The sequence below is a fragment of the Ramlibacter sp. MAHUQ-53 genome (assembly GCF_052600055.1).
In genome coordinates, this window is record NZ_JBQWTS010000005.1 from 252775 (window position 1) to 274973 (window position 22199).

General features: G+C 72.0%; 25 protein-coding genes. 16 read left to right on the top strand and 9 right to left on the bottom strand.

What is annotated here, in order from left to right:
- Window positions 1–5 precede the first annotated feature (5 nt).
- Genes ACT80S_RS10165 through ACT80S_RS10180 form a run of 4 tightly spaced genes read left to right on the top strand, consistent with a single transcriptional unit; the run spans window position 6 to window position 4017 of the window.
- Window positions 6–1589 carry an RNA polymerase factor sigma-54 gene (locus ACT80S_RS10165; protein ID WP_377415513.1) on the top strand — a complete coding sequence of 528 codons (1584 nt, stop codon included), beginning with the start codon at window positions 6–8 and terminating at the stop codon, window positions 1587–1589.
- 13 nt (window positions 1590–1602) lie between these two features.
- The gene (locus tag ACT80S_RS10170; protein ID WP_377415514.1) at window positions 1603–2841 is read left to right on the top strand and encodes a THUMP domain-containing class I SAM-dependent RNA methyltransferase; all 1239 of its coding nucleotides are present in this window, start codon (window positions 1603–1605) and stop codon (window positions 2839–2841) included.
- Complete coding sequence (locus ACT80S_RS10175; RefSeq protein ID WP_377415515.1) at window positions 2838–3251, top strand: putative toxin-antitoxin system toxin component, PIN family; 414 nt, start codon at window positions 2838–2840, stop codon at window positions 3249–3251. Before ACT80S_RS10170 ends, ACT80S_RS10175 begins: the two co-directional genes overlap by 4 nt.
- Before the next feature lie 4 nt (window positions 3252–3255).
- Window positions 3256–4017 (top strand): UPF0149 family protein, encoded by a 762-nt coding sequence (locus tag ACT80S_RS10180; protein ID WP_377415516.1) that lies wholly within the window; start codon window positions 3256–3258, stop codon window positions 4015–4017.
- Between the two features lie 12 nt (window positions 4018–4029).
- On the opposite strand, the gene ACT80S_RS10185 is transcribed toward ACT80S_RS10180, so the two are convergent.
- The 7 genes from ACT80S_RS10185 to apaG all read right to left on the bottom strand — a co-directional run bounded on the left by ACT80S_RS10185 (window position 4030) and on the right by apaG (window position 9761).
- A complete protein-coding gene (locus ACT80S_RS10185) occupies window positions 4030–4926 on the bottom strand; it encodes an alpha/beta fold hydrolase (RefSeq protein ID WP_377415558.1) in 897 nt (298 codons plus the stop codon).
- 20 nt (window positions 4927–4946) lie between these two features.
- Window positions 4947–5429, bottom strand: coding sequence for a CinA family protein (locus ACT80S_RS10190; RefSeq protein WP_377415517.1), 483 nt, complete (start codon window positions 5427–5429; stop codon window positions 4947–4949).
- Window positions 5426–5935, bottom strand: coding sequence for a phosphatidylglycerophosphatase A family protein (locus ACT80S_RS10195; protein WP_377415518.1), 510 nt, complete (start codon window positions 5933–5935; stop codon window positions 5426–5428). The genes ACT80S_RS10190 and ACT80S_RS10195 overlap by 4 nt, the downstream gene beginning before the upstream one ends.
- A gap of 7 nt (window positions 5936–5942) precedes the next feature.
- Complete coding sequence (gene thiL / locus ACT80S_RS10200) at window positions 5943–6896, bottom strand: thiamine-phosphate kinase (protein ID WP_377415519.1); 954 nt, start codon at window positions 6894–6896, stop codon at window positions 5943–5945.
- Window positions 6897–6930: 34 nt separating this feature from the next.
- On the bottom strand, window positions 6931–8064 hold the full coding sequence (locus ACT80S_RS10205; RefSeq protein WP_377415520.1) for a YbdK family carboxylate-amine ligase: 1134 nt from the start codon (window positions 8062–8064) through the stop codon (window positions 6931–6933).
- Window positions 8057–9298, bottom strand: a complete 1242-nt coding sequence (locus ACT80S_RS10210) for a cation:proton antiporter (RefSeq protein ID WP_377415521.1) — start codon at window positions 9296–9298, stop codon at window positions 8057–8059. Before ACT80S_RS10210 ends, ACT80S_RS10205 begins: the two co-directional genes overlap by 8 nt.
- 82 nt (window positions 9299–9380) lie before the next feature.
- Window positions 9381–9761, bottom strand: a complete 381-nt coding sequence (gene apaG / locus ACT80S_RS10215; RefSeq protein WP_377415522.1) for a Co2+/Mg2+ efflux protein ApaG — start codon at window positions 9759–9761, stop codon at window positions 9381–9383.
- 41 nt (window positions 9762–9802) lie between these two features.
- Between apaG and rpe the strand changes: the two genes are divergently transcribed.
- Window positions 9803–10486, top strand: a complete 684-nt coding sequence (gene rpe / locus ACT80S_RS10220; protein ID WP_377415523.1) for a ribulose-phosphate 3-epimerase — start codon at window positions 9803–9805, stop codon at window positions 10484–10486.
- Here rpe and ACT80S_RS10225 read toward each other — a convergent pair.
- Window positions 10452–10826 (bottom strand): hypothetical protein, encoded by a 375-nt coding sequence (locus ACT80S_RS10225; protein WP_377415524.1) that lies wholly within the window; start codon window positions 10824–10826, stop codon window positions 10452–10454. The genes rpe and ACT80S_RS10225 overlap by 35 nt on opposite strands.
- Before the next feature lie 190 nt (window positions 10827–11016).
- Here ACT80S_RS10225 and ACT80S_RS10230 point away from each other — a divergent pair, with 190 nt between their 5' ends.
- From ACT80S_RS10230 to ACT80S_RS10280, 11 genes are all read left to right on the top strand, one after another.
- Window positions 11017–11148: a hypothetical protein gene (locus ACT80S_RS10230; protein WP_377415525.1), complete on the top strand. Its 132-nt coding sequence runs from the start codon at window positions 11017–11019 to the stop codon at window positions 11146–11148.
- A gap of 8 nt (window positions 11149–11156) precedes the next feature.
- Window positions 11157–13310 (top strand): catalase, encoded by a 2154-nt coding sequence (locus tag ACT80S_RS10235; RefSeq protein ID WP_377415526.1) that lies wholly within the window; start codon window positions 11157–11159, stop codon window positions 13308–13310.
- 146 nt (window positions 13311–13456) lie between these two features.
- Window positions 13457–13834: a KGG domain-containing protein gene (locus ACT80S_RS10240; RefSeq protein WP_377415527.1), complete on the top strand. Its 378-nt coding sequence runs from the start codon at window positions 13457–13459 to the stop codon at window positions 13832–13834.
- A 71-nt stretch (window positions 13835–13905) separates the two neighbouring features.
- The gene (locus ACT80S_RS10245) at window positions 13906–14667 is read left to right on the top strand and encodes a molybdate ABC transporter substrate-binding protein (protein WP_377415528.1); all 762 of its coding nucleotides are present in this window, start codon (window positions 13906–13908) and stop codon (window positions 14665–14667) included.
- Between the two features lie 45 nt (window positions 14668–14712).
- Window positions 14713–15369, top strand: a complete 657-nt coding sequence (gph, locus tag ACT80S_RS10250; protein ID WP_377415529.1) for a phosphoglycolate phosphatase — start codon at window positions 14713–14715, stop codon at window positions 15367–15369.
- A gap of 234 nt (window positions 15370–15603) precedes the next feature.
- Window positions 15604–17124, top strand: a complete 1521-nt coding sequence (trpE, locus tag ACT80S_RS10255; RefSeq protein WP_377415530.1) for an anthranilate synthase component I — start codon at window positions 15604–15606, stop codon at window positions 17122–17124.
- 4 nt (window positions 17125–17128) lie between these two features.
- On the top strand, window positions 17129–17698 hold the full coding sequence (locus ACT80S_RS10260; RefSeq protein WP_377415531.1) for an anthranilate synthase component II: 570 nt from the start codon (window positions 17129–17131) through the stop codon (window positions 17696–17698).
- A 7-nt stretch (window positions 17699–17705) separates the two neighbouring features.
- Window positions 17706–18353 (top strand): LysE family translocator, encoded by a 648-nt coding sequence (locus ACT80S_RS10265; protein ID WP_377415532.1) that lies wholly within the window; start codon window positions 17706–17708, stop codon window positions 18351–18353.
- A gap of 17 nt (window positions 18354–18370) precedes the next feature.
- Window positions 18371–19402 (top strand): anthranilate phosphoribosyltransferase, encoded by a 1032-nt coding sequence (gene trpD, locus ACT80S_RS10270; protein ID WP_377415533.1) that lies wholly within the window; start codon window positions 18371–18373, stop codon window positions 19400–19402.
- A gap of 5 nt (window positions 19403–19407) precedes the next feature.
- A complete protein-coding gene (gene trpC, locus ACT80S_RS10275; protein WP_377415534.1) occupies window positions 19408–20196 on the top strand; it encodes an indole-3-glycerol phosphate synthase TrpC in 789 nt (262 codons plus the stop codon).
- A complete protein-coding gene (locus tag ACT80S_RS10280; protein ID WP_377415535.1) occupies window positions 20193–20927 on the top strand; it encodes a uracil-DNA glycosylase in 735 nt (244 codons plus the stop codon). Before trpC ends, ACT80S_RS10280 begins: the two co-directional genes overlap by 4 nt.
- A 57-nt stretch (window positions 20928–20984) precedes the next feature.
- Here ACT80S_RS10280 and ACT80S_RS10285 read toward each other — a convergent pair whose 3' ends face one another.
- Window positions 20985–22160, bottom strand: coding sequence for a patatin-like phospholipase family protein (locus ACT80S_RS10285; protein WP_377415536.1), 1176 nt, complete (start codon window positions 22158–22160; stop codon window positions 20985–20987).
- Window positions 22161–22199: the final 39 nt, after the last annotated feature.

Genomic DNA, 22199 nt, shown 5'->3' on the forward strand with positions numbered 1-22199 from the left:
GCCCGGTGAAACAAGGCCTCTCGCTCCGCGTCTCGCAGCACCTGGCGCTCACGCCGCAGCTGCAGCAGTCGATCCGCCTGCTGCAGCTGTCGACGCTCGAGCTGTCGCAGGAAGTCGAGCAGATGCTGGGCGACAACCCGTTCCTCGAGGTCACCGACGACAGCGCCGCGCGCGAGGAGTTCGGCCTGGCGCAATCCGACGCGCCGGTGGCGGCGGATGCCGCCGAGGCCGGCGACGGCTTCAGCGGTGACTTCGGCGGCGTCTCCGACGTGCGCGCCTCCTCCGAGGGCAGCGACGCCGGCGACGGCCCGCCCGCCGAGGCCGGCCCCTCCGACTGGGAGGGCGACGGCACCACCGAGGTCGTGCCCGACGACGGCGAATGGGGCGGCGACGCTCCCGCCCGCAACCACACCAGCAGCAACGCCGGCGACGGCGACGAGGCCGACGCCACCGAGCTGGCCCGCGGCACCGAGTCGCTGCAGATGCACCTGCACCGCCAGGCCCTGGCGCTGCGCCTGTGCGACGAGGACGCGGCGGCGCTGCGCTTCCTGATCGAGAACCTCAACGACGACGGCTACCTCGAGGACTCGCTGGAATCCCTGGCCGAGTCCCTCGCGCCCGGCGACTTCGAGCAGCAGGAGGACCTGGTCCACCACTTCACCGTGGCCCTGCGCCTGCTGCACCACCTGGAGCCCGCCGGCGTCGGCGCGCGCAGCCTGGCCGAATGCCTCACCCTGCAGCTGCAGGCGATGGCCGAGGCCCGTGGTGGCGAGCGCGATTCGCCGGTCTCGGCCGCCCTGGCCATCCTGCGCCACCCGATGGAGCTGCTCGCCAAGCGCGACGTCAAGCGCCTGGTGCAGCTCACGGGCGAGGGCGAAGCCGCCATCAAGGCGGCCATCGGCCTGATCGCGCGGCTCGAGCCCAAGCCGGGCCGCCGCTTCGTCGACGTGGAGCGCAACATCGTCGTGCCCGACGTGATCGTCACCCGCGTCGTGCGCGCCGGCCAGCCGCGTTTCCGCGTGCAGCTCAATCCCGATGTCATGCCGCGCCTGCGCGTGCACGACATCTACGCCGGCGCCCTCAAGGCGCACAAGGGCGAGGGCCACCAGGCGCTGCAGCAGCGGCTGCAGGAGGCGCGCTGGTTCATCAAGAACATCCAGCAGCGCTTCGACACCATCCTGCGCGTGTCCAACGCCATCGTCGAGCGCCAGAAGAACTTCTTCATCCACGGCGAGCTGGCCATGCGCCCGCTGGTGCTGCGCGAGATCGCCGACGAGCTCGGCCTGCACGAGTCCACCATCTCGCGCGTGACCACGGCCAAGTACATGTCCACGCCCTTCGGCACCTTCGAGCTGAAGTACTTCTTCGGCTCGGCGCTGGGCACCGAGACCGGCGGCAACGCCTCGAGCACCGCGGTGCGCGCACTCATTCGACAGCTGGTGTCGGCCGAGAGCCCCAAGAAGCCGCTGTCCGACAGCCAGATTTCCGACCTGCTCAAGGAGCAGGGCATCGAATGCGCCCGCCGCACCGTCGCCAAGTACCGCGAGGCCCTGCGCATCGCGCCGGCGAACCTGCGCAAGGCGCTCTGACCTTCCTCTTTCCATGAATTCGCTGCAGCTGTTCCTGCCTTGCGCCGCGGGCGTCGAAGACCTGCTGGCCGACGAGGTGCACCGCCTCACCGGCCTGGCCGGCCACGACCTGATGGTGGGCCGCGGCGGCGTGGTCGCCACCGCCTCCTGGCGCGAGGCCCTGCGCCTGAACCTCCACAGCCGCCTCGCGCAGCGCGTGCTGGTGCAGCTGTCGCACACGCCCTATCGCAACGAGGCCGACATCTACGAGGCCGCCGCCGCCGTGGCCTGGGAGATCTGGTTCACCCCGCGCCAGACCTTCAAGATCGAGATCACCGCGCAGCACAGCCCGCTCAAGAGCCTGAACTTCGCCGCGCTCAAGGTGAAGGACGCCATCGCCGACCGCTTCCGCCACAAGGCCGGCGTGCGCCCCAGCGTCGAGACGCAGTGGCCCGACGTGCGCGTCTACGTGCACCTCACCGCCAGCCACTGCACGCTGTACATCGACACCTCGGGCGAGCCGCTGTTCAAGCGCGGCTGGCGCGAGGACAAGGGCGACGCGCCGCTCAAGGAGACCCTGGCCGCGGCCATGATCGCCGCCAGCGGCTGGGACGGCAGCGTGCCGCTGTACGACCCGTGCTGCGGCAGCGGCACCATCGCCATCGAGGCGGCGCAGGTGGCCTGCGGCATCGCGCCCGGGCTGCTGCGGCGCTTCGGCTTCGAGAAGCTGCTGCCGTACCAGGCGCATGTGTGGTCGCAGGTCAAGGCCGAGGCCGAGGCGCTGCGCAAGCCCGCGCAGGTCACGGTGTACGGCTCCGACGTGGCCTTCCGGATGGTCGACTTCGCCAACCGCAACGCGCAGCGCGCGGGCGTGGCCGGCGTCGTGCAGTTCCGCGGCGGCGACGCGCTGCAACGCATGCCGCCCAGCGAGCAGCCCGGCATCCTGCTGGTGAACCCGCCCTATGGCGAGCGCATCGAGACCGCGGGCGTGGCCGGCCGCCACCAGGGCGGCCGCGAGCGCGCCCAGGTCGAGGAGGCGGGCGACTTCTTCGCCCAGCTCTCGGCGCACTGGAAGAAGCACTACCCCGGCTGGACCGCCTGGGTGCTCACGCCCGACCTCAAGCTGCCCTCGCGCATGCGCCTGAAGGAGTCGCGTCGCATCCCGATGTGGAACGGCCCGATCGAGTGCCGCCTGTTCCGTTTCGACATGGTGGCCGGCTCGGCGCGCGAGCGCGCGCCCGCGTCCCCGGCTCCGACTCCGCCCGCCGCATGACCGCCGTCGTCCTCGACACCAACATCGTGCTGGACGCCTTCGTCTTCGCCGACGAGGCCGCCCGCCCGCTGCTGCCCGCGCTGGAGGCCGGCCGCCTGCAGTGGCTGGCCACCGCCGCCATGCGCGAGGAGCTCGAGCGCGTGCTGGCCTATCCGCAGATCGTGCCGCGCCTGGCGCACTACGGCCTGCAGCCGGCCGACGTGCTGGCCCGCTTCGACCGCCACGCCGCGCTGGTCGAGGCGCCCGCCAAGGCCCCCGTCACCTGCAGCGACCCCGACGACCAGAAGTTCATCGACCTCGCCGTCGCCCGCCAGGCCCTGCTTCTGAGCAAGGACCGCGCGGTGCTCTCCATGAAGAAGCGCCTGGCCGCCTGGTCCGTGCGCGCCCAGCCCGCCCTTGAAAACGCCTGATGCCATGACCGACCCCCTCAAGACCGACGCCCCCCTGGGTTCCGACGATTTCGACGCGCTCGACGCCGTCCTCGACCAGCTGCGCGAGCAGGACGAGGACACGCCCGACTGGGAGTTCTGCGAGGGCTTCCTCGCCGCGCTGGTGTGCTGCCGCCGCGAGATCCCGCCGCAGGAATACTGGCCTGTGCTCCTGGGGGAGAAGTTCAACCCCATGGAGCACATGGAGTTCGTCTGGCGCTGGAAGCGCCGCTGGCAGGAGATCGCCGACGGCCTCGACGCCGAGGTCGACACGCTCGAGGACGAGCGCGCCTACCAGCCCGAGGTGCTGGACGTGCGCGGCGCGGTGCTGGCCCTGCCCGAGGGCGAGCGCGGCGACGGCGACCTCGAGGACCTGCCGTCCTTCGCCGAGACCTGGGCCCACGGCTTCCTCTATGCGATGCAGGCCTGGGAGGAGGACTGGGCGCCCCCGCGCGACAAGGAGGTGGCCGAGATGCTGGCCGATGCTATCGAGTCGATCGAGCAGCTCGCCTCGCCCGACACCGGCAAGCCCGAGATCAACATGCACACCGAGGACGGCCCGCCCAGCGTGAGCGACGCGCGCCTGAACGACTTCGGTGAGGCGATCTGGTCGGTCTACGACATCCGCCAGATCTGGCGCAGCCTGGGCCCGCGCGTGGAGGCCGTGCGCAAGGCGCCGGAACCCGGGCGCAACGATCCCTGCCCCTGCGGCAGCGGCAAGAAATACAAGAAGTGCCACGGGGCCTGACGCCCCTGCCCCTCAGCGGAAGAACGACCAGAGGGCGTCCGCCGTCTCCTGCGGCAGCTCCTCCGGGATGAAGTGGCCGGCGGGCATCGCCTGCCCGCTCACATGGCCGGCGCACTGGGCCTGCCACAGGTCCAGCGGCTTGAACATCCGGTGCACCAGCCCGCGCTCGCCCCACAGCACCAGCAGGTCGCAGGCGACCTGCTCGCCGCGCGAGCGGCTCTCGCGGTCGTGGTCCAGGTCGATCGAGGCGGCGGCGCGGTAGTCCTCGCAGGCGGCATGGATCGCCTCGGGGCGCATGAAGCAGCGTTCGTATTCGGCCAGGGCCTGCGGCTCGATGTGGCCCAGGCCGCCCGCGCCCCAGCCGCCCAGCTTGGCATGCAGGTACGGCCGCGGCGCGCCGCCGATCATGGTCTCGGGCAACGGCGAGGGCTGGATCAGGTGGAACCAGTGGTAGTAGCCGCGGGCGAAGGCCATGTCGGTGGCCGCGAACATGTCCAGCGTCGGCGCGATGTCGACCACGCACAGGCGCTGTACCCGCTGCGGGTGGTCCAGTGCGAGGCGGTGCGCGACGCGCCCGCCGCGGTCGTGGCCGCACACGAAGAACTGCGGGTGGCCCAGGGCCGTCATCAGCGCCACCAGGTCGCGCGCCATCTCCCGCTTGCTGTAGTTCGCATGGTCCGGCAGGCCGGGCGGCTTCGACGAATCGCCGTACCCGCGCAGGTCGGGTATCACCAGCCGGTAGTGCGTGGCCAGCTGCCGCGCCACGCGGTGCCACATCGCATGTGTCTGCGGGAAGCCGTGCAGCAGCAACAGCGGCGGCTTGCCGCGGTCGCCGCCGAAGCGGGCAAAGATCTCGATGCCGCCGCCGACCGGGAAGCGGCCCTGCTCGAATCCGTCGAACCAGCCCATGGATTCCTCCTTCACGGGTGTCATTCCTCGGTGGCTTCCACCAGCTGCGCCAGCCGCTGCAGCGCGTGGCGCACGGTGGCGGCGCGCACCGCGGCGCGGTCGCCGTCGAACTTCAGCATCTGGCTGGACAGGCGCCCGTCCACCATGAACCCGAACCACACCGTGCCCACCGGCTTGGCGGCGCTGCCGCCGGTGGGGCCGGCGATGCCGGTCACGGCCACGGCGACGCGGGCGCGCGAGCGCCGCGCCGCGCCGTGGGCCATGGCCCGGGCCACGATCTCGCTCACGGCGCCATGGGCCTCGATCTGCGCCGGGTCCACGCCCAGCATGTCGGCCTTGGCCTCGTTGGAGTAGGTGACGAAGCCGCGGTCGAACCAGTCGCTCGAGCCGGCCATCTCGGTGCAGGCCGCGGCGACCAGGCCGCCGGTGCAGCTCTCGGCGGTGGTCAGCATCCAGCCGCGATCGAGCAGCAGCCGGGACAGGCGGGTGACGTCCTCTGTCATGCGAAGAACCTCCACAGTGCGATCACGAACAGGGTGCAGAACGCGGCCACCAGGTCGTCCAGCAGGATGCCCAGGCCGCCGCGCCAGCCGAAGCCCTTGAACAGGCGGTCGGCCCAGCCCACCGGACCGGGCTTGGCCGCGTCGAAAAAGCGGAACAGGCCGAAGGCCGCGAGCTGCGCCCAGAAGCCGGCCGGCATCACCAGCCACAGCACGATCCAGAAGGCCACCACCTCGTCCCACACGATGTTGCCGGGATCGAGCTGGCCCAGGTGGTCGGCGGTGCGGGTGCAGGCCCACCAGCCCACCACCAGGGCGGCGGCGATCACCCAGCCCAGCGCGTCGGCCGGCAGCCACAGCTGCAGCACCAGCCAGGCCAGCCAGGCCCACAGCGTGCCGGCAGTGCCCGGGGCCAACGGCGACAGGCCGGTGCCGAAGCCCAGCGCGATGGCATGCGCCGGGTGCGAGAACGTGAAGCGGACGCTGGGCCGCAGCAAAGGTGGGGTCATGCGGGGTTCAGGCGAAATGGTCCCAGGAGGCGAAGCGGCCCTCGACGGCGCGGCCCTGGCCGTCGACCAGGCGCAGGCCCGCCGCGGCCTCGGTGTGGCCGATGCAGGTCACGCGCGTACCGGCGGTGCGGGCCGCGGCCAGGACCGCCTCGCGCCGCGTGGCGGGCGCGGTGAAGGCCAGCTCGTAGTCGTCGCCGCCGGCCAGCGCCAGCTCCAGCCGCTGCGCCGGCGTGAGCGCTGCGCCGGTGGCCGGCAGGGTGGCAGCGGCGTCGGTGTCGATCACCGCCCCCAGGCCGGACTGCCTGAGGATGTGGCCAAGGTCGCCGAGCAGGCCGTCGCTGATGTCCACGGCCGCCGTGGCGATGCCGCGCAGGGCCTGGCCCAGCGCCACCCGCGGCGTCGGCAGCTCCATCCGCTCGCGCGCCGCGTCGAAGGCGGCCTGCGGCACCGAGAGGCGGCCGCGGAACACCTCCAGCGCGAGGCGCGCGTCGCCGGTGTGGCCGCTGACCCAGAGCTCGTCGCCGGCGCGCGCGCCGGACCGCAGCAGGGCCTGCCCCGCCGGCACCTCGCCGAAGACGGTGATGCAGATGTTCAGGGGGCCGCGCGTGGTGTCGCCGCCCACCAGCTCGCAGTCGTGCGCGTCGGCCAGGGCCAGCAGGCCCTGCGAGAACGGCTCGAGCCAGCGCGCGTCGGCCTGCGGCAGCGACAGCGCCAGGGTGAAGGCCAGCGGGCGGGCGCCGCACGCGGCCAGGTCGCTGAGGTTGACGGCCAGGCACTTGTGGCCCAGGCGGCGCGCGTCCACGGTGGACAGGAAATGGCGGCCCTCGACCAGCATGTCGCTGGAAACGGCCAGCTGCATGCCGGGAGCGGGCGCGAGCAGCGCGCAGTCGTCACCCACGCCCAGCGGGCTGCGGCGCGCGGGGCGCTTGAAGAAGCGGTCGATCAGGTCGAATTCACCCATGGAGCGCCGAGCATAGCGCCCGCGCGCCGGGCCCCTAGGCCGATCCCCTCAGGCGGCCGGCGGCCTGGCGCACGGTCTCCGCCAGCAGCCGCTCGCGGGCCTGGCTCTCGCGCAGCCAGCGCGCGTCGTTGCGGCCGCGCGCGGCCTCGTCGGCGAGCAGGGCGAGGCCGGCGTCGGCCCCCAGGTCCATGCCATGGTCGGCGATGCGCTCCAGCGTCAGCGCGATGTGGTCCCGCAGCGGCAGGTGCTCGCCGGTGGTGGGCTCGACGTACACCGCTTCCAGGCCGAAGCGGCAGGCCTGGAAGCGGTTGTAGGTGTAGACGAGGTAGTCGTCCTCCGCGGGCATGAACGGCGACTCCTTCAGGAACCAGGCGGCCAGCGACTGCACCAGCCCCGCCAGGGCCGCGGCGCGCTCGATCGACAGCGGCGTGTCGAACACCCGGATCTCGATGGTGCCGAACTCCGGCTTGGGCCGGATGTCCCAGTAGAAGTCCTTCATGCTGCGGATCACCCCGGTACGGGTGGTCTTGGCGAAGTAGGCCTCGAACTCCGTCCACGACAGCGTGAACGGCGCGCGCCCCGACATCGGGAAGGCGAACACCGAGTTCAGGCGCGCCGAGTCGAACTGCGTGTCCTGTCCCTGCACGAAGGGCGAGGAGGCCGACAGCGCGATGAAGTGCGGGATGTAGCGCGACATGCGATGCAGCATCAGCAGCGCCGCGTCGGCGTCCGGGCAGCCCACATGCACGTGCTGGCCGAAGATGGTGAACTGCTTGCTCAGGTAGCCGTACAGGTCGGAGAGCTGCCGGAAGCGCGGCTTGTCGTAGATGCGCTGCTCGTGCCAGCGCTGGAACGGGTGGGTGCCGCCGCCCACCACCGCGATGTTGAGGCGGTCGGCGCAGTGCACCAGGGCGTCGCGCGTCACGCGCAGCTGCGCGGCCACCTCGCGCGCGCTGCGGCAGATGCCGGTGGAGACCTCGATCATGCTGGAGGTGATCTCCGGCACCGCGCTGCCCGGGATGGCGTGGCGCTGCATCAGCCGTAGCATCTCCTCGGCGTAGGGCGCGAGGTCGTAATCGTGGGTGTTGACCAGCTGCAGCTCCAGCTCCACGCCCAGCGTCAGGGCGTCGGACCGGCTGAAAGGCTCCAGAGAGAGGGCTTCAGGCATGGCGCTCCCGTGCCTCGGTCGCCGCCTCGCGCGAGGTCTCGCCGGCGCGGTAGATCGCGAAGGTGGCGACGATGGCGCCCACCACCTCCATCAGCAGGATGGCGGGCAGGGCCACGCTGGCCACCGGGGGGCCGAGGCTGGGGGAGGCCGCCGCGAACTCGGACACCAGCAGCAGCGCCACCGAGGCCATCGGCGACATGGCGCAGGCGGTCCACAGCGCCTGCCGCCAGCCCAGGCCGCTGCCCGCGTTGGCCAGGCCCACGCCCAGCACCTTGCCGGCCATGCGCGCGGCGAGCAGCGCCAGCACCAGGCCGGCGACGGCGGGGTTCCAGGGCGCCTGCGCCGCCACCACCGCCACCAGGACGAAATTCAACATGACCAGCAACGACGCCGCGGTCCCCAGCTGGTTCGGCCAGGACCAGGGGCGCGGGTGCATCTGCTTGAGGAAGATGCCCCCGAGCAGCGCAGCGAGCGGCGCCGAGCCGCCGAGGTCGTCGACCAGCACGGCGCTGGCGGCGATGCCGCAGATCAGGACGATCGAGGTGTTCTCGCTGGTCGGGCTCATCACGCGCAGCGCCGCCCGCAGCGCCAGCGCCAGGCCCAGGCCCACCAGCACCGACAGGCCCAGCACGAGCAGGATCGGCCACAGCGTGTCCCCCAGCGTCTCGCGGTGGCGGTGGATCACGTGGGTGCGCGCGCTGACCAGCGCCAGCGCGTAGAGCGCCCCCAGCGTGGTGAGCACCAGGGCGCGTTCGGTCACGGCGCCGGTGGCGCGGGTGTCGCGCACCACCCGGTTCAGGAGTGCGGGCGAACCCGTCACCGCGATCGCGGCCAGCGCCTCGCTGACGGTGGCGGCCATCCCCAGCTTGCGCATGGTGAAGTAGACGAGGGCGAAGGTGAGCGTGGCCTCGAGCAGGCTTTGCAGCAGCACCATCGGGTTGTGCCGGAACCAGCGCAGCGCGATGCGCCCGCCGGCCTCGAACAGCACGATCGCCACGCCCAGCTGCAGCAGCAGCAGGCCCGTGCCCTCGAGCGGCCAGACCGCCCCCGAAAAGCCCGCCAGGCCGGCGACGGCGCCCACCACGGAGTAGCCCACCACCTGGGGCAGGCCCAGTCGCCGCTGCACCAGGTGGCCGGCGGCGGCCGCCAGCGCCAGCAGCAGCGGCCATTGGAGGAGGGTGAGGTCGAAGGTGTCGCGCAGTGCGTCGCGCAAGGCGTACAGGACGTCGATCATGCAGAGTTCCCGTTGCGGGACTTTATCGACGACCTCCTGATGAGTCTGTAGGACTGGGGCTGAGCCGCGCCCGGATGCCGTCTCAGTGCAGGACGCGGCGCGAGCCGTCGTCGAGCACGAACAGCGGGATCTCGCACTCGAAGCGCTCGCCGTCCTCGGCCACGAAGAAGTACGCGCCGTGCATGGTGCCGGTGGGCGTGCGCAGGCGGCAGCCGCTGGCGTACTGGAACGACTCGCCCGGCTTGAGCAGGGGCTGGTGGCCCACCACGCCGAGCCCGCGGACCTGTTCGACCTGGCCGGTGGCATCGGTGATGTGCCAGTGCCGCGAGATCAGCTGCGCCGGCACCTCGCCGGTGTTGGTGAGGGTGATGGTGTAGGCGAAGCTGTAGACGCCATGCGACGGGTCGGACTCGTCGGGCAGGTATTCGGGCTGCGCTTCCACCTGGAACTGGTACTTGGCCATGGGCCGATGGTAGCGCCCGCGCGATTTGCGAGAATCGCGCGATGACCCAAACCCATCGCATCGCCCCCTCCATCCTGTCGGCCGACTTCGCCCGCCTGGGCGAGGAAGTGCGCAACGTGATCACCGCCGGCGCGGACTGGATCCACTTCGACGTGATGGACAACCACTACGTGCCGAACCTCACCTTCGGCCCGATGGTGTGCCAGGCGCTCAAGCCGCACGCGAAGAAGCCCGACGGCACGCCCGTGCCCATCGACGTCCACCTGATGGTGCAGCCGGTCGACGCGCTGGCCCAGCTCTTCGCAGACGCCGGCGCCGATTTCATCAGCTTCCACCCCGACGCCTCGACCCACGTGCACCGCAGCGTGCAGGCGATCAAGGCGCGCGGCTGCAAGGCCGGCCTGGTGTTCAACCCGGCCTCGTCCCTCGAGGTGCTGGATCACATGATCGATGAGATCGACCTGATCCTGATCATGAGCGTCAACCCCGGCTTCGGCGGCCAGGGCTTCATCGATTCGGCCCTGCGCAAGATCGAGCAGGCGCGCAAGCGCATCGACGCCAGCGGCCGTGACATCCGCCTCGAGGTGGACGGCGGCATCAAGGCCGACAACATCGCCCGCGTCGCCGCCGCCGGCGCCGACACCTTCGTGGCTGGCAGCGCCATCTTCGGCAAGCCCGACTACCGCGGCGTCATTGACGCGATGCGGGCGGCGCTGGCGGGCTGACCGGCTTCGCCTCGCCGTCCTCCCCGGTTCTTCCCCCGGCTTTCTCCTCGCGCTCCACCTCGCCGGGCGGCGCCGGCTCGCGCAGCCGGTGGTAGGTCGCGTCGGTCTCGACGCTGCGCGAGGTATCGGGGACGCCCCGTTCCAGGTCCTCGTGGGCCTGCCGCCCGACCCGCTCCATCGAGGGGCTGCGGGGGGCCTGATCGTCGCTTGATTCGTCCCGCTCGTGCGGCAGCCGAGGCACCGGCTGCTGGGTCTCTCCCTGCGCCGGCGAGGTCTCGCCCTGCGCGGGCGCCGCGGGCCCGGAGACCCCGGGGACATGTCCACGTCGTCGGATGCGCATGATGCGGCCAGCGTGCGCGCCGCGTGCCGCGCCCGCCATCGGACATCACCGCGGCCGCCGTCGGTGCCCTCCTACCCGGCCCGGCCGTCTGCTCCCACACGCGGGCCCGCCGGGCGATGACGGGTCACGCCCATGAGCTTTCCTACCCTTGCCGGCTGCAACCGGATCCAAGGCAGGGAGGGACATCGACATGCACATGCTGGCCGAGCTCGTTGGCTGGCCCGAGTGGCTGGTGTGGTGCGCCGCGAGCGCCGGCGGCATCCTCGTCGTGGCGGTCGTGGTCTACCTGGTCGAGGCCAGGCTGGACCTGGACCGCGCCTGAGGCCCGGGATGCCGCAGGCCCGCCCCGACCTCCCGCGCAAGGCCCGGCCGGCCGATGCGGTCGCCGCGCGCCAGCGCCAGCTCGACGCCTTCAGCGCCGCCCCCGAGGGGCCGCTCACCACCGACCAGGGCGTGGTCATCCCCGACAACCACGGCTCGCTTCGCGCCGGCGAGCGCGGCCCCACCCTGCTCGAGGACTTCATCCTGCGCGAGAAGCTCGCGCACTTCGAGCACGAGCGCATCCCCGAGCGGGTGGTGTTCGCGCGGGGATGCGCCGCCCATGGCTGGTTCGAGACCTACCGCAGCCTCTCGGCCTTCACCCGCGCCGACTTCCTGCAGGAGCCGGGAGGGCGAACGCCGGTGTTCGTGCGCTTCTCCAACCTCACCGGCGAGCGCGGCTCGGCCGACACCGTCCGCGACCTGCGCGGCTTCGCGGTGAAGTTCTACACGCGTGAGGGCAACTTCGACCTGGTGGGCGCCAGCTTCCCGGTGGCCTTCGTGCAGGACGCCATGAAGTTCCCCGACTTCGCCCACGCCCTCAAGCCCGCGCCTCACCACGGCATGCCGCAGGCGTCCAGCGCGCATGACGGCTTCTGGGACTTCTGCTCGCTGATGCCGGAGACCACCCATGCGCTGATGTGGCTGATGTCGGGGCACGCGCTGCCCCGCAGCCTGCGCATGATGGCCGGCTACGGCGTGCACACCTTCCGCCTGGTGAACGCGCATGGCACCCCGCACTTCGCCAAGTTCCACTGGCGCCCGCGCCTGGGCCGCCACGCGCTCGGTGCGGACGAGGCGCGCCGCATCGCCGGTCGCGACCCCGACTTCCTGCGCCGCGACCTGTGGGAGGCGGTGGCGCGCGGCCCGCAGCCCGAGTGGGAACTGGGCCTGCAGCTGATCGAGGAGGACCGCGCCGGCGGCCTGGGCATCGACCTGCTCGACCCCACCAAGCTGGTGCCCGAGGAGGTGCTGCCTGTGCAGGCCGTGGGCAAGCTGGTGCTGCATCGCAACCCGGACAACTTCTTCGCCGAGGCCGAGCAGGTGGCCTTCCACCCCGGCCACCTGGTGCCCGGCATCGACTTCAGCCACGACCCGCTGCTGCAGGGGCGGCTGGCGGCCTACACCGGCGCGCAGGTCTCGCGCCTCGGCGGGCCCAACGGCAGCGAGCTGCCGGTCAACCGGCCGGTGTGCCCGGTCCATGCGCTGCACCGCGATGGCGCCGGCCGGATCTCCATCGCGCAGGGCGTGGCGCACTACGAGCCCAACACCCTGGCCCAGGGCGGCGAGTTCCGGGTCGACGGCGGGCAGCAGGGGTTCCGCGGCGCCGATGCCGTCGCGGGCGCCGCCAAGCTGCGGTGCCGCCCGGCCAGCTTCGACGACCATTTCAGCCAGGCCACCCTGCTCTGGAACAGCCTGAGCCCGATGGAGAGGGAGCAGCTCGTCGCCGCCTTCCAGTGGGAGCTGGCCCAGGTGGAGGCGGTGGCGATCCGCCAGCGCGTGGTCGACAACCTGGCCCATGTCGACGCCCGCCTGGCCCGCAAGGTGGCCGAGCCCCTGGGGCTGGGCACCCCCGACCCGCGCGCCGCCGCAGGCCGCGCCGGCTTCCGCGAGGCGCCGCCCGCGCGCGGCGAGCCGCTGGAGCGCTCGCCCTCCCTGAGCCTGGACGCGCCGGCCCCGGGCATCGCGAGCCGGCGCATCGCCATCCTCGTCGCGCACGGGGTGGAGATCGGCGCCATGCGGGTGTTGCAGCAGGCCCTGCACGACGCCGGCGCGGTCACGCGGGTGGTCGCCGCGCACCTGGGCTTCGTCTCCACCTCCTCGGGGCAGCAGCTGGCGGTCGACCACGCCCTGGCCGCCGCGCCCTCGGTGCTGTTCGACGCGGTCATGGTCCCCGCCGGCGCGTCCAGCGCGCAGGCGCTCGCGGCCAGCGGCGACGCGGTGCATTTCGTGCTCGAGGCCTTCCGCCACGGCAAGGCCCTGTGCCTGATCGGCGAGGGGGCCCAACTGCTGCGGGCGCCGGGCGGGGAGGCCGCCTCCGCCCCCGGCGTGGTCACCGGCCGCAACGACCCGGCCACCCGGCTGCCGATGGCGCAGGAGTTCATGCAGGCGATCGCCCGGCACCGGCACTGGGGACGGCCCGGGGCCGAGGCCGTACCGGCCTGAGCCTGGTGCCGGCCGCCGGCTCGGCGCCCGCCCCCTCCTACGCGGGCTGCGCCGTCGTGCCGACGCACGTTGCGGCGCCCGCGGCTCCCAATGGCGCCCATGGGGCCGGCATGGGGCCGGCCGCCTGCATCCACAGGAGCATCACCATGGCATCCAGCAACCAGGGAAATCAAGGCAACCAAGGCAACCAAGGCAAGCAGGGCCAGCAAGGCGGACAGGCCAGCCAGAACGAGCAGGGCGGCTCCAACCGCGGCTTTGCCTCCATGGATCCCGACCGCCAGCGCGAGATCGCCAGCCAGGGCGGCAAGGCTGCCCACGAGAAGGGCACGGCCCACGAATTCACGCCGGAGGAGGCGCGCGAGGCCGGCAGCAAGGGCGGCAAGGCCGCCCATGAAAAGGGTACTGCCCACGAGTTCACCTCCGAGGAGGCGCGCGAGGCCGGACGCAAGGGCGGCGAGGCCAGCGGCGGCGGCAACCGCGGCGGCAGCCAGGGCGGCCAGGGAGGCAGCGACCGCAACCGCTGAAGGCCGGCACCGGCAAGGGGCCGCGCGTGGCCCCTAAGATGGCGCGGTTTCCACTTCCCGGAAGTCGCGCCATGTCCCTGCCCGCCCGCCTCCTGGCGACCGCGCTCCTCGCGCTGTCCGCCGCCGTCCATGCCGATACGGTCAAGGTCCTGACCACCGGGGCCTTCAAGCCCGTGGTCAGTGCGCTGGTGCCGGCCTTCGAGGCCCGCACCGGCCACCGCGTCGAGGTCGTGAACGACACGGCGGGCGCCATCATCCGCCGCATCGCCGGGGGCGAGGGTTTCGACGTGCTGGTGCTCACCCCCGCCGGCCTGCAGCCGCTGGGGGCCGAGGGCCGGGTGGAGGCGGCCAGCATCCGGCCGCTGGCGCGCGTGGCCATCGGTGTCGCGGTCAAGGCCGGCGATCCTGCGCCCGCGCTCGGCACGGTCGACGAGTTCCGGCAGGCCGTGCTGGCGGCGCGGCGCGTCGCCTACATCGACCCGGCCGCCGGCGGCTCCAGCGGCATCTACCTCGACGGCCTGTTCCAGCGCATGGGCCTGGCCGAGGCGGTGCGGGCCAAGGCCGTCCTGGTGCCGGGCGGCCTGGTGGCGCAGCGCCTGGTCACCGGCGAGGCCGACCTGGCGATCCACCAGGTCAGCGAGATCCTGGCCGTGCCCGAGGCCCGCCTGGTCGGCACGCTGCCCGAGGCGATCCAGAACTACACCACCTACGCCGGCGCGGTCAGCGCCCGCACCGCGGTGCCCGCGGCGGCCCGCGCCTTCCTGGCCGAACTGGCCGCCCCGCAGGCGGCTGCGACGGTGCGGGCCAAGGGCATGGAGCCCGTGGCGCCCTGAGGCCGCGGGGGTGAGTCCCCCCTCGGGCTCGGGCACACTCGGCGCATGAGCCTTCCCCCGCTGTCCTCCTTCCAGGCTGCCATCGTCGACCTCGACGGCACCCTGGTCGATACCCTCGGCGACTTCACCGTCGCCCTCAACGGCACCCTCGCCGAACTCGCCCTGCCCACGCTGGAGCGCGCCGCCATCGAGCGCATGGTCGGCAAGGGTTCCGAGCACCTGATTCGCAGCGCCCTGCATGCCGTCGGTGCGCACGCTGACCGCTTCCGCGACGCCTGGGAGGCCTACCAGCGCCATTACGACGCCACCAACGGCCGCCATGCCGAGGTCTACCCCGGCGCCGCCGAGGGCCTGCGGCGCCTGCGCGAGGCCGGCCTGCGCCTGGCCTGCGTCACCAACAAGCCGGGCCGCTTCGCCCGTGACCTGCTGGAGGCCAAGGGACTGCTCGAGCCGTTCGAGCAGGTCTTCGGCGGCGACGCTTTCGAGCGCAAGAAGCCCGACCCGCTGCCATTGCTCATGGCCTGCCGCGCGCTGGGCAGCGAGCCGGCGCGCACGCTGATGGTGGGCGATTCGAGCAACGATGCCCAGGCCGCGCGCGCCGCCGGATGCCCGGTGGCCCTCGTCACCTACGGCTACAACCACGGCGAGCCGGTGACCGCGGTCGATGCCGACGCCTGGGTCGACGCGATCGACCAGCTTTGACTGGCCGTGGTCCGCGCGCCACGGCCGTTTGCTACACTGGCCCGTCATGTTCATCCACCGCACCACGATCACAGGTTGCTCCGACCGGGGAGCCTGGCCCTGGCGTAAGCCAGTGAACGTGCGCGCCTGATTGCACGGGGCCACCCGTGCCCCCGCGCCCCGCGTCGTTGCCATGCGCGGGGCACACCGATCGAATCCGCGGCCCCGTGCCGCCGAGCTTGTGGAGGCTCACCCATGATCACTGAACTCGAGTTCAAAAGCCTGGCCCAGCAAGGCTTCAACCGCATCCCCCTCATCGCCGAGGCCTTCGCGGACCTGGAAACCCCCCTGTCCCTGTACCTGAAGCTGGCCCATGCCAAGGGCGACGGGCGCCTGTCCTTCCTGCTGGAGTCCGTCGTCGGCGGCGAGCGCTTCGGCCGCTACAGCTTCATCGGCCTGCCCGCGCGCACCCTGTTGCGCGCCAGCGGCTTCGGCGCCGAGGCGAAGACCGAGGTGGTGCGCGACGGCATCGTCATCGAGACGAACCGCGGCAACCCGCTGGACTTCATCGAGGCCTACCAGCAGCGCTTCAAGGTGGCCCTGCGCCCCGGACTGCCGCGTTTCTGCGGCGGCCTGGCTGGCTACTTCGGCTACGACACGGTGCGCCACATCGAGAAGAAGCTCGCGGCCACCTGTCCGCCCGACACGCTGCACTGCCCCGACATCCTGCTGCTGCAGTGCGAGGAACTGGCGGTCATCGACAACCTCTCGGGCAAGCTGTACCTGATCGTCTACGCCGACCCGTCGCAGGGCGAGGCCTACGCCAACGGCAAGAAGCGCCTGCGCGAGCTGAAGGACCTGCTGAAGTACTCGGTCAGCGCGCCCACGGTGAAGCAGACCCAGTCCTACCCCGTCGAGCGCGAGTTCGCCAAGGCCGACTACCTGGCGGCCGTGGAGCGCTCCAAGGAGCTGATCGCCGCCGGCGACTTCATGCAGGTGCAGGTGGGCCAGCGCCTGAAGAAGCGCTACACCGAGTCGCCGCTGTCGCTGTACCGCGCGCTGCGCTCGCTCAATCCCAGCCCGTACATGTACTACTACAACTTCACGGGCTACGACGGCCAGGGCGGCGACTTCCACGTGGTCGGCGCCTCGCCCGAGATCCTGGTGCGCCAGGAGCAGGTGCCCGAGGGGCAGAAGGTCACCATCCGCCCGCTGGCCGGCACCCGCCCGCGCGGCGCCACGCCCGAGGCCGACAAGGCCACCGAGATCGAGCTGCTGGCCGACCCCAAGGAGCGTGCCGAGCACGTCATGCTGATCGACCTGGCCCGCAACGACATCGGCCGCATCGCCAAGACCGGCAGCGTCAAGGTCACCGAGGCTTTCGTCGTCGAGCGGTACAGCCACGTGATGCACATCGTGAGCAACGTCGAGGGCCTGCTCAATGACGGCATGAGCAACATGGACGTGCTGCGCGCCACCTTCCCCGCGGGCACGCTCACCGGCGCGCCCAAGGTGCACGCGATGGAGCTGATCGACCAGCTCGAGCCGAGCAAGCGCGGCCTGTATGGCGGCGCCTGCGGCTACCTCAGTTTCGCGGGCGACATGGACGTGGCCATCGCGATCCGCACCGGCATCGTCAAGGACCAGACCCTCTACGTGCAGGCCGCCGCCGGCGTCGTCGCCGACTCCGTCCCCGAGCTGGAGTGGAAGGAGACCGAGGCCAAGGCGAGGGCGCTATTGCGCGCCTCGGAGCTGGTGGAAGAAGGACTGGAGTGACGCCATGAAGCTCGTGATGATCGACAACTACGACAGCTTCACCTACAACCTGGTGCAGTACTTCGGCGAACTCGGCGCGCAGGTGGAGGTGTTCCGCAACGACGAGATCACCCTCGAGGGCGTCGCGGCGCGCGGCGCCGACCGCCTCGTGATCTCCCCCGGGCCCTGCTCGCCCGCCGAGGCCGGCATCTCGGTCGAGGCGATCCGGCACTTCGCCGGCAGGCTGCCGATCCTGGGCGTGTGCCTGGGCCACCAGAGCATCGGCGCGGCCTTCGGCGGCAACATCATTCGCGCGCAGCAGCTGATGCACGGCAAGACCAGCGAGATCACGACCACGCAGGAAGGCGTCTTCGCCGACCTGCCGGCGCGCTTCACCGTGAACCGCTACCACTCGCTGGCCATCGAGCGCAGCACCTGCCCCAAGGAGCTGGTGACCACCGCCTGGACCGAAGACGGCGAGATCATGGGCGTGCGCCATCGCGAGCTCCCCATCCAGGGCGTGCAGTTCCATCCCGAGTCCATCCTCACCGAGCACGGGCACGCGATGCTGAAGAACTTCCTGGACCAGCGCTGAGGCTGCCATGCCGATCGACCAGCTCCTGCTGTTCATCGTCGCCGGCCTGCTCCTGAACCTCACGCCGGGGCCCGATGTCCTGCTGATCGTCTCCCACGCCCTGCGCAGCGGTGCCCGCGCGGGCCTGGTGGCGGCGGCGGGCATCTGCGCCGGCTGCATGGTCCACATCGTGGCCGGTGCGGTGGGCGTGAGCGCCCTGGTCGCGGCCTCGGCCTCCGCCTTCACCGTCCTCAAGTGGGTCGGCGCGGCCTACCTGGTGTACATCGGCGTGCGCGCGCTCCTGAGCCGCTCGCCCGCGCCGCTGGACCTGCCCCAGGCCGGCGCCGCACCGGTACCCGCGGACCTGCGCCGCGTGTTCTGGCAAGGCTTTGCCACCAACGCCCTCAACCCCAAGGTGGCCCTGTTCTTCCTGGCCTTCCTGCCCCAGTTCATCGGGCCGCAGGTGCAGGACAAGACCCTGGCCTTCCTGCTGCTGGGGCTGTTGTTCGACTTCAACGCGCTGTGGGTCTGCGCCGGCTGGGCCGTCGCGGCCGCGTGGCTGGCGCGCCGCGTCGGCGCGGTCCGCCGCAGCCTGCACGGGCTCGAACGCGCCGCCGGCGCGCTGTTCGTCGCCTTCGGCCTCAAGCTCGCCCTCTCCGAACCCCCGACCCGCTGACGGGAAAGGAACACCCCATGCCCATCACCCCCCAGGAAGCCCTCCAGCGCACCATCGAGCACCGCGAGATCTTCCACGACGAGATGCTGCACCTGATGCGCCTGATCATGAGCGGCGAGCTCTCGCCCGTCATGACCGCGGCCATCGTCACCGGCCTGCGCGTGAAGAAGGAGACCATCGGCGAGATCACTGCCGCCGCGCAGGTGATGCGCGAGTTCTCCACCAAGGTCCACGTGGCCGACAAGACCCACCTGGTCGACATCGTCGGCACCGGCGGCGACGGCTCGCACACCTTCAACATCTCCACCTGCTCGATGTTCGTGGCCGCCGCCGCGGGCGCCAAGGTCTCCAAGCATGGCGGGCGCAGCGTGAGCAGCAAGTCCGGCAGCGCCGACGTGCTCGAGAGCCTGGGCGTCAACATCAACCTCCCGCCCGAGGCCATCAGCCGCTGCGTGCAGGAGACCGGCATCGGCTTCATGTTCGCCCCCAACCACCACCCCGCGATGAAGAACGTCGCGCCGGTGCGCAAGGAGCTGGGCGTGCGCACCCTCTTCAACATCCTCGGCCCGCTGACCAATCCCGCCGGCGCCCCGAACATCCTCATGGGCGTGTTCCACCCCGACCTGGTGGGCATCCAGGTGCGCGCGCTGCAGCGCCTGGGCGCCGAGCACGCGCTGGTGGTCTACGGGCGCGACGGCATGGACGAAGTGAGCCTGGGCGCCGCCACCCTGGTGGGCGAGCTCCGGGACGGCCAGGTCACCGAGTACGAGATCCATCCCGAGGACTTCGGCTTCGCGATGGCGAGCAACCGCGCGCTCAAGGTCGAGACGCCCGAGCAGTCCCGCCAGATGCTGCTGGACGTGCTGGACAACCGGCCCGGCCCGGCGCGCGACATCGTCCTGCTCAATGCGGGCGTCGCGCTGTACGCGGCGAACGTCGCGGACACCATGAAGGCCGGCATCGACAAGGCCCGCGCCGCCATCGAAAGCGGCGCCGCGCGCGCCAAGCTCGCGCGCCTCGTCGAAGTCGCCGCACAACACAAGGCCTGAATCCCATGTCTGACATCCTGAACAAGATCGTTGCCGTCAAGCACGAGGAAATCGCCGCCGCGAAGAAGAAGGTCTCGCTCGAGTCCATTCGCGCCGACGCCGAGAGCCGCGTGCTCACGCGCGACTTCGAGGGCGCCCTGCGGCGCAAGATCGCCGCCGGCCTGCCCGCCGTGATCGCCGAGGTCAAGAAGGCCAGTCCCAGCAAGGGCGTGCTACGCGCCGACTTCATCCCCGCCGACATCGCCCAGAGCTACGCCGAGCACGGCGCGGCCTGTCTCTCGGTGCTGACCGACCGCCAGTTCTTCCAGGGGCAGCCCGACTACCTGAAGCAGGCCCGCGCCTCGTGCGACCTGCCGGTGCTGCGCAAGGACTTCATGGTCGATCCCTACCAGGTCTACGAGGCCCGGGCCATGGGCGCCGACTGCATCCTGCTGATCGCGGCCTGCCTCTCCGATGCGCAGATGGCCGACCTCGAGGCCATCGCACGCGGCCTGGACATGGCCGTCCTCGTCGAGGTGCACGATGGCGACGAGCTCGATCGCGCGCTGAAGCTCAAGACCCCGCTGGTGGGCATCAACAACCGCAACCTGCGCACCTTCGAGGTCTCGCTGGACACCACGCTGGGGCTGCTGCCCCGCGTGCCGGCCGACCGCCTGCTGGTCACCGAGTCCGGCATCCTCTCCAAGGCCGATGTGCAGAAGATGCGCGCCGCCAACGTCAACGCCTTCCTGGTCGGCGAGGCCTTCATGCGCGCGCCCGAGCCGGGCGAGGCGCTCGCGGCCCTGTTCGGGTGAGCCCGGTGACGCCGGACCTCTTCGCCTCCGGCGCCGCCGACCGCCTGCAGGACTGGGACCCGCACCACTGGCCCGTCGCGCCCGACTGGAGGCCGGTGGTCGACGCCTTCCTCGACAGCCCCACCGGCCGCTCGCTCGGCGCGTTCATCCGCGCGCGCCTCGACGCAGGCGCGACCGTCTTCCCGCCGCAGCCGTTCCGGGCGCTCGAGCTTACGCCGCTGGCCTCGGTGCGCGCCGTCATCCTGGGCCAGGACCCGTACCACGGCCTGGGCCAGGCGCAGGGGCTGGCCTTCTCCGTCGCGCCCGGCGTGAGGCTGCCGCCGTCGCTGCGGAACATCTTCAAGGAGCTGGGCGTGAAGCCCGCCGACGGCTCGCTGGTCGCCTGGGCGCAGCGCGGCGTGCTGCTCCTGAACACCAGCCTCACCGTCGAGGAGGGCCAGCCCGCCAGCCATGCGAAGAAGGGCTGGGAAGTGCTCACCGACGCCCTCATCGCGCGCGTCGCCGCCACCGCCTCGCCCTGCGTCTACTTCCTCTGGGGCGCGCACGCGCAGGCCAAGGCCGGCCTCATCGAGTCCCAGGCCCTCGCGCATGGGCGCGAGGTGCTGGTGGTCCAGTCCAACCATCCCTCGCCGCTGTCGGCCACGCGCGGGCCAGCGCCCTTCATCGGCAGCGGCCAGTTCGTGCGGGCCCGCGAGTGGCTGGCTGCGCGCGGGGTCGCGGGCGTCATCTGAAGCGCCTGGGGGTCTGCATCCCGGGCGCTGCGTGGCCGGCGGACGCGCCGGATCCATTCACGGCGCCTGGCCGTTCCCGCCCTCCCGTCCGCGTCCGAGCAGGCGCCCCAGCCACGGCCTGAACCCGCGCTCGCGCACCGTCGCGCCCTCGGCCGGCGGCGCGCAGGCCGAAGGCCAGTCGATGCGCGTGTCGTCTTCGTAGTCCGCGGCCACGTCGACCGTGCCGCGCACGCCGATGTCGTCGGCATGCAGGACCAGCCACTGGCGGCCCGCGTCCTGCCCGATGTGGAACAGGTCGCGGATCAGGGCAGGGTCGGTGTCGGCCTTGCTCGCCGCGGTGTACGCCAGCAGCGCGGCCCCGCCATCCACGCGGTGCAGCCGCACCGACTTGCAGTGCCCCGGCACCATGTGCCCGCCCTCGATCAGGCGGTTGATCTTGTCGATGCCGCGCATCTGCGCCAGCAGGCTCGCGTTGAAGGTCAGCTCGTTCATGCGGTCCGCGATCCGGCTGGCCGTGTCGGGCAGGCCGTCGCGCCGCAGCGGGTTGATCTGGACGACGAGGATGTCGTCATGCCGCCCCGACGCGATCAGGGGCGTCAGCGGCGGGTTCACCGCATAGCCGCCGTCCCAGTACGCCTGCCCGCCGATGCGCACGGCCTGGAACAGCGTGGGCAGGCAGGCCGAGGCCGCCACCGCATCGCGCGTGAGCGCGGCGCCGCTGAAGATCACCGCCTTGCCGGTGGCCACGTGCGTGGCCGAGACGAACACGCGCGGCACGCCCGCGCGGCGCAGTGCAGTGAAGTCGATGCGCCGCTGCAGCAGGTCTCGCAGCGGGTTGATGTCCAGCGGATTCGTCTGGTAGGGCGACAGCAGGCCGGTGACGGCCTGCGCCCATGGGTTCGGCAGGCCCCATGGCGCACCGTCGCCGCCCCACAGCGCACGGGCCATGCGGTCCTGCAGCGAGCCGAGCGCGCCCCAGCTGCCGACCTCGTCCCACAGCCTCGCCAGCGCCTCGCGCGCGGCGACGCGGCGATCGCCTTTCGCGGTGGCCCACCCGCTGGCCAGGGCCACCGCATTCACCGCGCCGGCGCTGGTGCCGGACAGGCCCTCGATGGCGATGCGACGGTCCGCCAGCAGCGCGTCGAGCACGCCCCAGGTGAAGGCCCCGTGCGAGCCGCCGCCCTGCAACGCGAGGTTGAGGGTCTTCGGTCCGGGGCCGGTGTCGGCGTCCATGGCCAAGATTTTCTTCAGCCTGATGCGGTCCGCCTTGGG